Origin of the sequence: Jatrophihabitans telluris, assembly GCF_023516435.1 — a bacterium.
GTDB classification, from domain to species: Bacteria; Actinomycetota; Actinomycetes; order Mycobacteriales; family Jatrophihabitantaceae; genus Jatrophihabitans_A; species Jatrophihabitans_A telluris.
Window position 1 is genome coordinate 2,437,224 of sequence record NZ_CP097332.1, and the last position, 13,588, is coordinate 2,450,811.

General features: G+C 69.0%; 12 protein-coding genes. 8 read left to right on the forward strand and 4 right to left on the reverse strand.

Annotated features, from left to right (window positions below):
• Positions 1-320 precede the first annotated feature (320 nt).
• Genes M6D93_RS11385 through M6D93_RS11395 form a run of 3 tightly spaced genes read left to right on the forward strand, consistent with a single transcriptional unit; the run spans position 321 to position 4,848 of the window.
• Complete coding sequence (locus tag M6D93_RS11385) at positions 321-3,440, forward strand: FtsX-like permease family protein (RefSeq protein ID WP_249769313.1); 3,120 nt, start codon at positions 321-323, stop codon at positions 3,438-3,440.
• Entirely contained in the window at positions 3,437-4,171 is a 735-nt protein-coding gene (locus M6D93_RS11390) for an ABC transporter ATP-binding protein (RefSeq protein ID WP_249769314.1), read from the forward strand. Before M6D93_RS11385 ends, M6D93_RS11390 begins: the two co-directional genes overlap by 4 nt.
• Entirely contained in the window at positions 4,168-4,848 is a 681-nt protein-coding gene (locus M6D93_RS11395; protein ID WP_249769315.1) for an ABC transporter ATP-binding protein, read from the forward strand. Before M6D93_RS11390 ends, M6D93_RS11395 begins: the two co-directional genes overlap by 4 nt.
• Positions 4,849-4,893: 45 nt before the next feature.
• Here M6D93_RS11395 and M6D93_RS11400 read toward each other — a convergent pair whose 3' ends face one another.
• Complete coding sequence (locus M6D93_RS11400; protein WP_249769316.1) at positions 4,894-5,448, reverse strand: GNAT family N-acetyltransferase; 555 nt, start codon at positions 5,446-5,448, stop codon at positions 4,894-4,896.
• 176 nt (positions 5,449-5,624) lie between these two features.
• On the opposite strand from M6D93_RS11400, the gene M6D93_RS11405 reads away from it, so the two are divergent.
• Positions 5,625-6,701, forward strand: coding sequence for a fatty acid desaturase family protein (locus M6D93_RS11405; RefSeq protein WP_249769317.1), 1,077 nt, complete (start codon positions 5,625-5,627; stop codon positions 6,699-6,701).
• On the opposite strand, the gene M6D93_RS11410 is transcribed toward M6D93_RS11405, so the two are convergent.
• The 3 genes from M6D93_RS11410 to paaZ all read right to left on the reverse strand — a co-directional run bounded on the left by M6D93_RS11410 (position 6,682) and on the right by paaZ (position 10,681).
• Positions 6,682-7,515, reverse strand: a complete 834-nt coding sequence (locus M6D93_RS11410) for an ABC-2 transporter permease (protein ID WP_249769318.1) — start codon at positions 7,513-7,515, stop codon at positions 6,682-6,684. The two genes, M6D93_RS11405 and M6D93_RS11410, sit on opposite strands and share 20 nt — an antisense overlap.
• A complete protein-coding gene (locus tag M6D93_RS11415; protein ID WP_249769319.1) occupies positions 7,512-8,474 on the reverse strand; it encodes an ABC transporter ATP-binding protein in 963 nt (320 codons plus the stop codon). Before M6D93_RS11415 ends, M6D93_RS11410 begins: the two co-directional genes overlap by 4 nt.
• A 173-nt stretch (positions 8,475-8,647) precedes the next feature.
• Positions 8,648-10,681 carry a phenylacetic acid degradation bifunctional protein PaaZ gene (paaZ, locus tag M6D93_RS11420; protein ID WP_249769320.1) on the reverse strand — a complete coding sequence of 678 codons (2,034 nt, stop codon included), beginning with the start codon at positions 10,679-10,681 and terminating at the stop codon, positions 8,648-8,650.
• Positions 10,682-10,781: 100 nt separating this feature from the next.
• Here paaZ and paaA point away from each other — a divergent pair, with 100 nt between their 5' ends.
• The 4 genes from paaA to paaD are packed head-to-tail and all read left to right on the forward strand — an operon-like array spanning position 10,782 to position 13,587.
• A complete protein-coding gene (paaA, locus tag M6D93_RS11425; protein ID WP_249769321.1) occupies positions 10,782-11,744 on the forward strand; it encodes a 1,2-phenylacetyl-CoA epoxidase subunit PaaA in 963 nt (320 codons plus the stop codon).
• Positions 11,744-12,085, forward strand: coding sequence for a 1,2-phenylacetyl-CoA epoxidase subunit PaaB (gene paaB, locus M6D93_RS11430; RefSeq protein ID WP_249769322.1), 342 nt, complete (start codon positions 11,744-11,746; stop codon positions 12,083-12,085). Before paaA ends, paaB begins: the two co-directional genes overlap by 1 nt.
• Positions 12,086-12,093: 8 nt before the next feature.
• Positions 12,094-13,029 carry a 1,2-phenylacetyl-CoA epoxidase subunit PaaC gene (gene paaC / locus M6D93_RS11435; RefSeq protein WP_249769323.1) on the forward strand — a complete coding sequence of 312 codons (936 nt, stop codon included), beginning with the start codon at positions 12,094-12,096 and terminating at the stop codon, positions 13,027-13,029.
• A 6-nt stretch (positions 13,030-13,035) separates the two neighbouring features.
• Positions 13,036-13,587: a 1,2-phenylacetyl-CoA epoxidase subunit PaaD gene (paaD, locus tag M6D93_RS11440; protein ID WP_249769324.1), complete on the forward strand. Its 552-nt coding sequence runs from the start codon at positions 13,036-13,038 to the stop codon at positions 13,585-13,587.
• Position 13,588: the final 1 nt, after the last annotated feature.

Here is a 13,588-nt window from a genome sequence, read left to right on the forward strand (position 1 = left end):
CATCCGGCGCCGACAGCCCCGCAACAAGGGCAACCTCAACGCCGACAGCCCCGCAACAAGGGCAACCTCAACGCCGACCCCCCCGCAACAAGGGCAACCTCAACGCCGACACCCCCGCAACAAGGGCAACCTCAACGCCGACACCCCCGCAACAAGGGCAACCTCAACGCCGACACCCCCGCAACAAGGGCAACCTCAACGCCGACAGCCTCGCAACAAGGGCAACCTCAACGGAGGGCGGGGCCGAGGAAAATGAGCGACGATACGGCCGATATGCGCGGTAGGGTCCGACACCGGGAACGGGTGATCTGGGGGCGCGCGTGGGGTGGCGGCAGACGAACACGGGACCGCGCCCCGGGTCCCGCCCAGGTCGGCTGGCCCTGCACGCGTTGTGGTGGCGCCGTGGTCTGAGTGCGGCGGTGCTGGCCGTCGCGATGGTCACGACGACGGCAGCCGCGCTGGGTCCCCTCTACGCCCGGGCCGCGGGGGAATCCATCCTGCAGGACCACCTGTCCCAGGCCGGCGCCGATTCGGGACTGCACGTTCACGCAATGCTCGACATCGGCAGCCCGGGAGCCTACGACCGACTGGCGGCCACCGCCCCGAAACCACGTGAGCTGCGCGGCTATGACCGGCAGATCGCCGGTTTGGCCATCACCGGCGAGGGCGCTCAGGCCAGCGACGGCAAGGAATTCGTCCGGACCCGGCTGGTGTGGCGCGACGGGGCCTGCGCACACCTGATCGTCGTTCGCGGGCGGTGCCCGCAGGCAGCCGGCGAAACGATGTCAGCGGAGCGGACGGCCGCCTCGGACCAGTACGGCTTCAACGTGGGCAGCACTGTCCAGCTGAGTCCGGCCAGGCCCGACGCCGACACGGCGCCGGAGCCGCCGCACCTTCATGTGGTCGGCGTGTACCGCCCACGCAACATCGACGACCCGTACTGGTTCGCCGCTCCGTATTTCGCCCCCGGCTCCGGCGGCGGCGACAATCCGGACACCATCGACGCGCTTCTGGTCACCCAGCAGACCTTCCTGGCGATCGGCTCACCGACGACCGCCGAGGCCGACTTCGACTATCCGCTGGAGGACAGCGCGGTGCGTCTGGCGACCGCGGGGACCGAACGTGCCCTCATCGCCGGCTATGTCGAAGGGCACCGGTCAGACCTGATCGCCGACAGCGGTCTGCCGGCGGTCCTCGATGCCGCCGCAACCGAGCGTCACCTCGCCGAGGTCAGCACCTTGCTCGTCACGCTGCAACTGGCGCTACTGGCGTGGTTGGTCCTGTTCCAGGTCGTCTCGGACGCCATCGAGGCCCGCGGCAACGACATCGCCATCGCCAAGCTGCGTGGCTTCTCTCCGTGGCAGACCACCCGCTTCGGGTTGGGCGAGCCCGTCGTCCTGCTGGCGCTGGCGTTGCCGATCGGGGTCGTCGCGGCGCTGGCTCTTGCCCATGGCTTCGCACACGCGGTGCTGGTGCCCGGGGTGCCCGTCGTGTTGCCGCCCGTCGCGCTGGCCACGGCCGCAATCGCCTTCGCGGGCGGCCTGGCCGCCGCGGCGCTGGCCAGCTACCGCACCCTGACCCGCCCGGTCCTCGATCAGTGGCGGCGAACCAATCGCTCTCCCGGGGCCGGGCGCTGGGCGGTGCTGCTGGACGTCCTGGTCGCCGCGGCCGCCCTGGCCGGAGTGGTCTGGCTTCGGGCCCGCTCCGGACCGGCCGACGACTCGGACACCGCGCCGCTGCTCGGCCCCGGACTACTGGTCGCGGCGATCGGCCTGCTCGGGGTGCGTCTGCTCCCGCTGGTCTGCCGGCTGCTGGCCCGTCACACCCGCGCTTCGCGGCAGTTGGGCCTGTTCCTGGCCAGCCGGCAGGTGGCCCGCCGTCCGGTGGGGCTCCGCCTGGCGGCGCTGCTGGCGGTGGCGGTTGGTCTGGCCACGTTCGCGGTCGCCGGTGAGTCGGTCGCCAGCAACAACCGCAGCAGCCGGGCACGAGCCGAACTCGGCGCGGCTTCGGTCGCCCGTGTGCAGTTCGACGCTGCCATCGATCCGGTCGCGGCCGTGGGTCGCGTCGATCCGGACGGACGGTGGGCGGCGGCGGCGGCAACCTGGCTGCCCGATGGCGGTGACTCCGTCGTCGGTACGGTCCTCGGCGTCGACTCGGGACGACTGGACGCGATCGGCTATCCGGCGCCAGGGGGCGCGTCGCTGGCCGATCTTCGCCGGCTGCTCGGCGCCGCCCCGGTCCCCCCGATCAAGCTCACCACCGACCGGCTGCGGATCCACCTCACCGCCCAGAACCTGACCGGAGACCGCAGGCCGGACCTCCAGGTCAATCTGCGCACGCCGAGCCAGCAGTTCTACAACGTGCGCGCGGCCACGATCGGCCCGGGTTCGCAGACGCTCACCGTCGCGGTGGACTGCCTCGGCGGGTGCACACTGCTCGGGCTGACCTGGGACCGGCCCATCCTGGCGACAACAGCTGAGTCCGGACTGATCTCGCTGACCGGTATCGACGTCGCTCAGGGCTCGGGGTGGCAACCGCTCGGCCTCGGGCTGGGCGTTGCCGAGGCCTGGCGCGCGGCGCGGCCGGAGGGTCATGCCACCGATCAGGTAAGCGTCGGCGCGGACGGAATCCAGGATCGCTTCACCAACGCCGACGGCGGCTACGGCGGCATCGTCTATGCCTTCGCGCCCACGCCCATTCCCGCCGTGGCCACCAGACGGGCCGTCGTCAACCAGAACCGGCCGCCGCTGCAACTGATCGACATCAACGGTGCGGGCGCGCCCTATTCGGTGGTGCGCTTCGTCTCGACGCTGCCCGCGGTCGGGGACAACGGGGTCGTGCTCGACGTGCGAAGCCTGCAGACCGAGCTACCGGGATTCACCACCGAAGCGAGCTGGCAGGTCTGGCTGGGCCCCCACGCACCCCCGGATGCGGTAGCGCGCCTGGAGGCGGCCGGCCTGCACGTACAGAACGTGCGGACGGTTTCGGCGCGGGTCCGCGAACTGGGCCGCCAGGGGCCGGCGTTGGCACTGCTGCTCCTGCTCGTGTGCGCGGTCGCGGGAACGGCCCTGGCCGCGGGGGGCACGGCGATCTCGGTCAGTGCCAGCAGCCGTCGCCGAAGCTACGAGCTGGCGGCGTTGCGGGTCATCGGCTTCGACCGGCCCACCCTCCGCCGAGCCAGCGTCCTGGAGCTGCTGATGGTGCTCGGCGCCGCCGCCGTGCTGGGCGTCCCGGCGGGGTTGCTGGCCGCCAACCTGGCCATGCCGAGCATTCCCGAGTTCGCCGACCGAACCTCGATCACCCTGAACTACTCACCGCAGTGGCCGGCGACCGTGGTGTTCGTGGCCGGGTTCCTTGTGGTGCTCGTTCTGACCTCCGTCCTCGCCTCACGCGCGGTCGTGCGGCAAGCGGTGGCGGCCCGGCTGCGGGAGGCGGAATGACGACCGTCGCCGGCCCGCGGGCCGGGATCGAGGTCCGGTGCCTGAACGTGGGCCGGACCTACTCGGTGGACGGCGAGGACGTCCACGCCCTCACCGACGTCTCGATCAGGATCGCCGGGGGCGAGAGCGTGTCGTTGTTCGGGCCGTCCGGATCAGGCAAATCGACGCTGACGGCCCTGCTCGCCGGCCTGCGCCGACCGAGCAGCGGGCAGATCTGGGTCGGCGAGGAGGAGCTGTCGGGCATGTCCGAGCGGGAATTGCTGCGGTTGCGGGGGCGCGAGATCGGCATCGTGCTGCAGAACCCGAGCCGGACGTTGCTGCCGTACGGGACAGCGGAGGACAACATCGCCTTTGCCCGGCGTTCGACCAGAAGGAGCGAACGCGGCCGGCTGGAAGATTCGCACACCCTGCTCCGTCAACTCGATCTCACCGAGCTCGCCGGGCAGCGGGTGGCCTCACTGTCCGGGGGTGAGCAGCAGCGGCTGTCCATCGCGGTGGCGATGAGCCGGGGTCCCGGGCTGCTGCTGGCCGACGAACCCACCAGCCAGCTCGATTCGGCCAACCGCGACCGCGCGGTCCAGGTGTTCGGCCGGATCGCCACGGAGTTCGGAACCACCATCGTCACCGTGACGCACGACCCGGTGGTCGCCGATGCGACTCACCGCCGGATCACCCTGTCCGAGGGCCGGGTCGTCGACGACGGACTTAGCTGGCATGCGGGCCGGCGATGAGCCCCGGACGGCACGCCGCACCGGATCCGGAGCAGGAGCAGGCGAGCTTGTCCCCGGTGGTGTCGGCTGCCTCGGAGCTGGGCTATGTGCGGGGCGGACGAGCCGTGCTGGACGGGATCACGCTGACGTTGCGGGCAGCGGAGGCAGTGGCGGTCGTCGGGCCGTCGGGCAGCGGCAAGTCGAGCCTGCTCGCGCTACTGGCCGGCCTGGAGCGTCCCGATGCGGGCAGTGTCACCGCGGTGGCCGACGGCATTCGGGTTGGTTTGGTCCTGCAGGGCTACGGGCTGGTGAGCGTGTTGACCGCCGCAGAGAACGTCGAGGCCGCGCTCCAAGCCATGACCGGCGAACCCGGCCTGACTCGGCGGGAGGTCCGGCGGCGCGCCGATGCGGCGCTGGACGCGGTCGGACTGCGGCCGGTGGCCGACCACTTGGTCGAGGAACTGTCCGGTGGTCAGCAACAGCGGGTGGCGATCGCGCGGGCGCTGGTGATCGAGCCGACGGTGTTGTTCGCGGACGAGCTCACCGCCGAACTGGACCACGAATGGAAGGCCATCGTGGTCGGACTCGTGCTCGATGTCGCGAGGTCCGGGGGCTTGGTCGTGCTCGCCACGCATGATCCCGACATCTCCTCCCGCTGCGACCGCACCGTGCGCCTCGTCGACGGCCGCCTCACCTGAGCGGTCAGCGCGGTCAGCGCGGTCAGCGCGGGGTCAGCCGGAGGCTCAGCTCGGGCGAGCCTCGGACAGCGGCTTGGTCAGCACCTCGAAGTACAAGTCATCGCGCAGGGCCTGCCCCTCGGCGAGGACCTCGTAGGGAAAGGCCCGCCGTTCACCGGTGCGGCGATACCCTCGGCGCAGGTACCACGCGATCAGCTCGCCGCGCTGGCCGATCACGGTCATCTCCATCGTGGCTACGCCCCAACGCTGCCGGGCAAACCGTTCAGCCTCGTCCAGGACGAGGCGTCCGATGCCACCGCCCTGGGCGGTGGGCTGGACGGCGAACATCCCGAAATAGCCGAGCTGATCGCCCCGGTGCAGCACCTCGCAACAGGTCAGCAGGGCGCCGTCGTCACCCCGACCGAGCAGCACGACGCCATTCGGATCGCTGATCTTGGCCAGCACGCCGATGGCGTCGATCCGGTCGTCGCTGAGCAGGTCGGCCTCGGTGGTCCAACCCTGCCGGCTCGAATCCCCGCGATACGCGCTGCGCACCAGGTCGGCGACCGCCCCGGCGTCATCGGCTTCGGCTACGGAGAAGGTCAGGGTGGGCGTGCTCATGCACCATTTCTAGCGCATCGGTGTCGGCGGGGCCGACGGCGGCGGGCGGGGCGCGGCCTGCGCTAGTAGGGTGGAAGTCGCTGGGAAAGCAGCCGCTCCGGGACAGCGACGATCGCGCATCGCTGGGACACCACGTCGACGCCGGTTCACCCGTCGACCGCCCTTGGAGCCAGTTCATGACATCGCTTTCCCCGGACCGTACGCGCCTTCAACCCAGCGACTACGCGGTCCTCAGCCGGCTCGTCCGGGGCGCCGGCCTCCTGCAACGGCGCCGTGGCGCCTACGCTGCCCAAATCAGCGCGACCATGTTGTTCTATCTGAGCGTCGCGGCGGTCGTCGGCTGGCTGGGCGACACCTGGTACCAGCTGCTGCTTGCCGCTGCGCTCGCGGTCGCCTTCACCCAGGTCGCCTTCCTCGGTCACGACGGGGGCCACCAGCAGGTGTTCTCCCGCCGGCGGGCCAACGATCTGTTCGGGCAACTCACCGGCAACCTGCTCGTCGGCCTGAGCTACGGGTGGTGGATCGACAAGCACAATCGCCATCACGCCAATCCGAACACCGAGGACCACGACCCCGACATCGGTGACGGCGTACTGGCGTTCACCACCAATCAGGTGGCAGCCAAGACCGGTCGGCTCGGGCAGGCGATAATTCGCCGCCAGGCATGGCTGTTCTTCCCGCTACTGACCCTGGAAGCCTGGCACCTTCACATCGCCAGCGTCCGGTCGCTGGCTCCAGGCGCTCGACGGAGCCGGCGTGGAGGTAACAAGTACCTGGAGATCGCCCTGCTCATCCTGCACTTCGCCTGCTATCTGGGCGCGCTGCTGTTCGTCATGTCGCCGGTCAAGGCGGTGGCGTTCATCGCCATCCATCAGGCCCTGTTCGGCTTGTACATGGGATGCTCGTTCGCCCCGAACCACAAGGGGATGACGATCTTCGGACCGACCGAGGACATCGACTACCTGCGTCGCCAGGTGCTGTCATCGCGCAACGTGCGGGGCGGCGTGCTGACCGACGTTCTCCTTGGGGGCCTGAACTATCAGATCGAACATCACCTGTTCCCGAACATGCCCCGACCATCGTTGCGCCGAGCCCAGACGATCGTCCGCAGCTACTGCGTGAGCCACCGCATCACCTACACCGAGGCGTCGCTAATCGGCTCGTACACGGCCGCGCTACGGCACCTGCATCAGCTCGGCGCCCCGCTGCGCTCACCGGCGGCAGGGGCCGGACTCACGCGTCCCGGCGGTTGAGCAAGAACGCGGCGACTGCGACCGCTACTACGACCCAAGCCACCATGACCGCAAGGCCGGGCCAGGGGGTGAGCAGCTCTGGCTGATGAACGCTGGACACGAAGCTGCCGCCGGCCTCGCTCGGCATGAACCGGGCGATGTTCTTGCCCCAGGTACCGAGCACGTTGCCGAAGATGACCGGCAGGACCAGCACCGTCGCGAAGTACGCGACGAGGGCTCCCGGTGTGCTGCGCACGATCCAGGCGATCGCTGCGCCGAGCAGGCCGACCAACGTCAGGTAGATGCCGGTTCCGACCACGACGCGCAGCACGCCCGGGTCGCCGAGGGAATATCCGGTCCGATAATGCCCGGTGACCGCCTGGGCCAGCAGGAACGCCACCAGTGCGGTCGGCACCATGACGAGCAGCGTCACCGTGGCGTACAACATCAGCTTGGCCCACAGCACCGGTAGCCGGCGTGGGACAGCGGCGAAGGTGGAGCGGATCATCCCGGTGCTGTACTCCCCCGAGACGAAGAGCACGCCGAGGGCGCCGATGAGCAGTTGGCCCAGGTAGTAGCCCTGCATCGAGGACGAGGGCACGAGGTCGTCCGGCTGGAGATCCGGCGACAAGTGCCGGGTGTTGTAGGCGACGATCAGCGCGATCAACACCATTCCGGCCACCGCGGAACCGAGCACCAGCCAGCTGGAGCGCAACGTGGTGAACTTGATCCACTCCGCGCGTAGCACGCGGGTCAGACTTACCGGCTCCGTTCGTACGTCGGAGGCGCGGTCGGGCGAGTCGGTGGCCTCGGAGAGAACTGCGGTGCTGCTCATGCGGCCGTGCCTTCTTCCGTTGCGGTGCCGGAAGCGGCCCCGGCCGGGATCCGCCCGTCGATCGAGCGGTAGTCCAGCGAACTTTCGGTCAGCGCCATGTAGGCCTCCTCCAGCGAGGCTTCCTCCGGCGACAGTTCGTACAGCGTGATGCTCGCCTGGGCGGCGAACGTGCCGATGTCGTCGCTGGTCAACTGCCGCACGCGGACCCCGTCCCGAGAGACGTCCTCCACCACCCCGCCGCGGCGTTGCAGCTCACCGACGAGTTCGGGCAGTTGTGGCGAGCGGACGAACACGGCGGCCGAGGAGGCGGCGGCGATGAACTCGGCCATCGACTGATCGCGCAGCAGCGTTCCCTGACCGACGACGATCACATGGTCGGCGGTGACGGCCATTTCGCTCATCAAGTGCGAGGAGAGAAAGACCGTTCGCCCTTCGGCGGCCAGCTGCTTGAGCAGGTTCCTGATCCAGCGCACGCCGTCGGGGTCCAACCCGTTCACCGGCTCGTCCAGGATCAGGGTCTGCGGGTCGGCCAGCAGGGCCGAGGCGATGCCGAGCCGTTGTCCCATGCCGAGGGAGAACGCACCGACGCGCTTGCCGGCCACGTCGTGCAGGCCAACCATGTCGATGACATCCTCGACGCGACTGCGGGCGATGCCGGTGGTGGCGGCCATCGCCCGCAAGTGATTGCGAGCTGATCTGCCGGTGTGGATGGCCCGGGCCTCCAGCAGTGCGCCGACCTCGTGCAGCGGGCGACGGTGCTGGGCGAAGGGCTTGCCGTTCACGGTCACCGTGCCCGAACTCGGCGCGTCCAGGCCCAGGATCAAGCGCATCGTCGTCGACTTGCCCGCGCCGTTGGGACCGAGGAACCCGGTCACGATTCCCGGCCGGACCGTGAAACTCACATCGTTGACGGCGATCTTGTCGCCGTAGTGCTTGCTGAGATGGCTCGCCTGGATCATGCGTGCGCTGCTTGGAGGCTCATTGGACCCATTGAACGCCGCCGGCCAACACCGTGCGCCGCGCGCTCAGGCCGTTTTCATCACTGCGGTAAAGAAATTCTGCAACCGGGCTGCGTTCGGGGCAATCACATCGCCATCTCATGAGGACGGGCGTATACGGCGCGGCCCTGCGCTTACGGCCAGGTCTTGGCCACCAGGGTGAGCACGTCGTAGGTCGCGACCGCCTCGCCGGCGGCGTTGGTGACCAGCGCGTCCCAGCGGACCTCGCCGTATTCGGCGCTCGTCCGAGGCGTGATCTGCTTGACCGTCAGTGCGACCGCGATGTCGTCGCCGGCCCGGACCGGCGTCAGGAAGCGAAGGTGGTCTACGCCGAAGTTGGCCAGTACCGGCCCCGGATTCGGCTCGACGAACAGGCCGGCCGCCAGCGAGACCACGAGGTATCCGTGGGCGACGATCCCGCCGAACAGCGGGTTCTTCGTGGCCGCCGCCTCGTCGGTGTGCGCGTAGAACGTGTCGCCGGTGAAGTCCGCGAAATGCTCGATGTCGGCAAGCGACACGGTGCGTGGGGCCGAGCGAATCGTGTCGCCGATGGCCAGTTCCGCCAGGGACTTCCGGAAGGGGTGGACGGCCGTTTCGTTCCGGTGCGACCCGGTCGTCCACCGTCCCGTGATCGCGGTCAGCATGTCCGGCGAGGCCTGTATGGCGCTGCGCTGCATGTGGTGAAGGACACCCCGGATGCCGCCGAGTTCCTCACCACCGCCGGCCCGTCCAGGACCTCCATGGACCAGGACCGGCAGCGGCGACCCATGGCCGGTCGACTCGCCGGCGTCGTCGCGGTTCAGCACCAGGATCCGTCCGTGCCAGGGCGCCAGACCGAGTGTGACCTCACGGGCCACCGTCGCGTCATTGGTGACCAACGAGCCGGCAAGGCTGCCCGATCCCCGAGCGGCCAGGGCGATCGCCTCGTCCACCCCGTTGTAGCCCAGGACGGTGGCGACCGGTCCGAACGCCTCGATCTCGTGCGGCTCGACGGCACCGCGGGAGGCATGCAACAGGATCGGGGACATGAACGCCCCGGTCTCGGCGTCGCCGTCCACGACGTCGACAACGTCGGGATCACCGAACACGAGCGTCGCCGAGGCCCGCAGCGTCTGGACGGCCTTGCGGACGTCCTCCCGCTGGTCCAGGCTGGCCAGCGGCCCCATCCGGACCCCGTCGCTGAGTGGGTTTCCCACCCGCACCGTGGCGAGTCGGGCCGATACGGCGTCGATGACGGGCCCGACCATGGGCTCCGGGACGATGACCCGGCGGATCGCGGTGCACTTCTGGCCGGCCTTGACGGTCATCTCGGTGACGACACCCTTGACGAACAGATCGAACTCGGGGTCGTCGAGGGTTACGTCGGTGCCGAGGATGGAACAGTTCAACGAGTCCGCCTCGATGCCCAGTTCCACCCCGCCGTGCAGGATCGACGGATGCTGGCGCAGCCGGGCGCCGGTAGCCGCGGACCCGGTGAACGCGACCGAGTCCTGGACGGTGAGTTCTTCCAGCAAGCCCGCTGGACTGCCACAGAGCAGCTGTAGCGATCCCTCGGGAAGCAGCTTCGACTCGATGATGCGGCGAACGACGAGCTCGGTCAGGTAGGCCGTCTGGCTGCCGGGTTTGACGATGGTGGGCAGGCCGGCCAGGAAGGCCGGTGCGAGCTTTTCGAGCATGCCCCACACCGGGAAGTTGAAGGCGTTGATCTGGACCGAGATGCCCGGCCGTGAGGTGTAGACGTGCTGACCGCGGAACGTACCGCCGCGGCCCAACTGCTCGCTGGCGCCGTCGAGCACCAGGGTGTCGTTGGGCAGCTCACGGGCGGCCTTGGAGGCGTAGGAGAACACCGTGCCGATCCCGCCGTCGATGTCGACGGCCGAGTCCCTCGCGGTCGCCCCGGTTCGGGCCGACATCGCGTAGAACTCGTCCTTGTGGGTGAGGAGTTCCTTCGCCATCGCCTTGAGCGCGGCCGCCCGTTCGTGAAAGGTCATGGCTCGCAGCGCAGGGCCGCCGACGTTACGCGCCCAGTCGGTCATCGCCGAAAGGTCGATGCCCGTCGAGGAGATCCGCGCAACCTCCTCACCGGTGGCCGCGTCCAGCAGCGGCATTCCCGCGTCGGGGGCGCGGAACCACGATCCGGAGGTGTAGCTCTGCAGCAACTCACTCACGAGTCTGCATCCTTTCGTTGCGCGAAGTCGGCGACTCGTGCCACAGTATTACTGAACGAGCGGTCTGTAAATGGTCGACGAACCGACGCTGGGAGGACTCATGACAGCCTCGCCCCCGATCTGCGCCGATGACGAGCGCGATCTGCTCGGCCGCTTCGACCGGGTCATCGCCCACAACGACCGGATCGAACCCCGCGACTGGATGCCGGACAAGTACCGAGCGACCTTGGTGCGCCAGATCGCCCAGCACGCCCACTCCGAGATCATCGGCATGCAGCCGGAGGGCAACTGGATCACCCGGGCGCCAAGCTTGCGCCGTAAGGCGATCTTGCTGGCCAAGGTCCAGGACGAAGCCGGCCACGGGCTGTATCTCTACTCCGCCTGCGAGACCCTCGGTGTCAGCCGGGGTGAACTGACCGCCAAGCTCATCGCCGGTCAGCAGAAGTACTCCTCCATCTTCAACTACCCGACCCTGTCCTACGCCGACGTGGGCACGATCGGTTGGCTGGTCGACGGTGCCGCCATCTGCAACCAGGTTCCGCTGTGCCGGACCTCCTACGGCCCCTACGGGCGAGCGATGATCCGCATCTGCAAGGAGGAATCGTTCCACCAGCGGCAGGGCTACGAACTGCTGTCGACGATGATGCGCGGAACCGAAGCGCAGCGGGCCATGGTGCAGGAGTCGGTGGACCGGTTCTGGTGGCCGGCTCTGATGATGTTCGGCCCGCCCGATGCGGACTCCCCCAACACGACCCAATCGATGGCCTGGGGCATCAAACGCGACACCAACGACGAGTTGCGGCAGAAGTTCGTGGACATGTCCGTCCCGCAGGCGGCCGCCCTGGGTGTGACCCTGCCGGATCCGCAATTGACGTGGAACCCCGAACGGGGTCATCACGACTTCGGCCAGCCGAATTGGGATGAGTTCACCACGGTGGTCAAGGGCGGCGGACCCTGCAACGCCCAGCGGGTGGCCCACCGCAAGCGAGCACACGACGAGGGCGCGTGGGTCCGTGAGGCTGCCACCGCGTTCGCCGCCCGCAACCAGGAACGGTCGAGTTGATGGCCGCCGCCGATGGTCAGGGCGCCGTCATCGCCGCCGGGATCGGCGCCGATCCGGTGCGGGCCGAGTGGCCGCTGTACGAGATTTTCGTTCGCGGCAAACGGGGTCTCAACCACGTCCACGTCGGTTCGTTGCACGCCGCCGACGACGAGATGGCCCTGCGCCACGCGCGTGATGTCTACACCCGGCGCAATGAGGGAGTCAGCATCTGGGCGGTGCGCGCCGATCTCGTCGCGGCCTCCAGTCCCGACGAGAAGGACCCGTTGTTCGCTCCCGCCGCGGACAAGGTCTATCGCCACCCGACGTTCTACGCGATCCCCGACGACGTCCCGCACATGTGAGGACCACCATGAGCCATGTGCACGATCACGATGCCGACCACAGCTCCGTCTACGACGGCCTGACCGGTGGGGACGACTCCCAGTGGGCCTTCGGTACCGACTTCGAGGACCCGCTGGCCGGAGTGGACACCACCATCGCCGAAGGCGTGGACGCCGCCGCGCTGGCCGCATACTGCCTGATGCTCGGTGACGACGCCCTCATCTACTCGCACCGGCTATCCGAGTGGGCCAGCAACGCTCCGGATCTAGAAGAGGACATCGCGCTGGCCAACATCGCCCTGGATCTGCTCGGCCAGGCCCGGCTGCTGCTGGCCCGGGCTGCCGCCGCCGACGCACGGGTCGTGCCGCCGATGCCGGCCGGCTCCCCCGTGCCCGCCGAGGACGCGCTGGCCTTCTTCCGGGACGAACCCGCCTTCCGCAACGTCCGTTTCGTCGAGCCCGACAACGGCGATTTCGCCGTCACGATCGTGCGATTGCTGATCTTCGCCACCTACCGCCTGGCCCTGTTCGAGCGCTTGACCGGCAGCGCGGATCCGGTGCTGTCGGCGATCGCGGGCAAGGGCGTGAAGGAACTGACCTACCACCGTGATTACGCCGGCCGATGGTTCGTCACCCTCGCCCAGGGCACCGTCGAGTCGAGGAGTCGGCTGGAGAGTGCGCTGACGCTGGTGTGGCCCCTGCACGATGAGTTGTTCCGGAGCCATCCGATCGAGAAGCTGCTTGCGGGCCAGGGGGTTGGCGTTGATCCGGCTGACGCGGCAGCCGAGGTCGACGTGCTGTTGGACCAGGTGCTGTCCGTCAGCGACCTCGATCGTCCGAGCGTGGCCGCCATGGGACCGGTGAGCAACGGAACCGGGCGCGACGGTCGCCACACCGAGGCTATGGGCCATCTGCTGGCGCAGCTTCAGGTAGTCGCCCGCGCCCATCCGAACGGCCGGTGGTGATCGCCGATGACAACTGTGACGGACCGGACCGAGACGGCACGTGCCCTCGCGGCACAGGTGCGTGATCCGGAGATGCCCATGCTCACGCTGGAGGATCTCGGCGTGCTGCGCGGCGTCACCGTCTCAGACGCCTGCTCCAGCGGCGGCTCCGAGGACGTCGGCCCTGACGGCAGCTCGGTGGTCGTCACGATCACCCCGACATACTCGGGTTGTCCGGCGATGGCGACCATGCGCGATGACATCCGGCACATCCTGCACGACCACGGCTTCGACGACGTCCGGGTCGCTGTGCAGCTCGAGCCGGCATGGACGACCGACTGGATCACGCCCCGGGGTCGGGCGCGTCTTGCCGAGCACGGGATCTCCGCCCCCGCGGCGGCGCCGAAGCGGTCCGGACCGATCCCCTTGACGCTGGTCGTGCCCCGGCGGGTTCTCCACTGCCCGCGGTGCGACTCATCGGAGGTGGAGCTGACGTCGGAGTTCGGACCGACGGCCTGCACGGCGATCTACCGGTGCCGGACCTGTCTGGAACCCTTCCAGCACGTCAAGGAGATCTGAG

What these genes read in the sequence shown, in the direction of transcription:
- M6D93_RS11395 (WP_249769315.1), top strand. Translation starts at nt 4,168, where the DNA reads ATGAGCCCCGGACGGCACGCCGCACCGGATCCGGAGCAGGAGCAGGCG.
- paaB (WP_249769322.1), top strand. Translation starts at nt 11,744, where the DNA reads ATGGCCGCCGCCGATGGTCAGGGCGCCGTCATCGCCGCCGGGATCGGC.
- paaA (WP_249769321.1), top strand. Translation starts at nt 10,782, where the DNA reads ATGACAGCCTCGCCCCCGATCTGCGCCGATGACGAGCGCGATCTGCTC.
- M6D93_RS11410 (WP_249769318.1), bottom strand. Translation starts at nt 7,515, where the DNA reads ATGAGCAGCACCGCAGTTCTCTCCGAGGCCACCGACTCGCCCGACCGC.
- M6D93_RS11390 (WP_249769314.1), top strand. Translation starts at nt 3,437, where the DNA reads ATGACGACCGTCGCCGGCCCGCGGGCCGGGATCGAGGTCCGGTGCCTG.
- paaD (WP_249769324.1), top strand. Translation starts at nt 13,036, where the DNA reads ATGACAACTGTGACGGACCGGACCGAGACGGCACGTGCCCTCGCGGCA.
- M6D93_RS11400 (WP_249769316.1), bottom strand. Translation starts at nt 5,448, where the DNA reads ATGAGCACGCCCACCCTGACCTTCTCCGTAGCCGAAGCCGATGACGCC.
- paaC (WP_249769323.1), top strand. Translation starts at nt 12,094, where the DNA reads ATGAGCCATGTGCACGATCACGATGCCGACCACAGCTCCGTCTACGAC.
- M6D93_RS11415 (WP_249769319.1), bottom strand. Translation starts at nt 8,474, where the DNA reads ATGATCCAGGCGAGCCATCTCAGCAAGCACTACGGCGACAAGATCGCC.
- M6D93_RS11405 (WP_249769317.1), top strand. Translation starts at nt 5,625, where the DNA reads ATGACATCGCTTTCCCCGGACCGTACGCGCCTTCAACCCAGCGACTAC.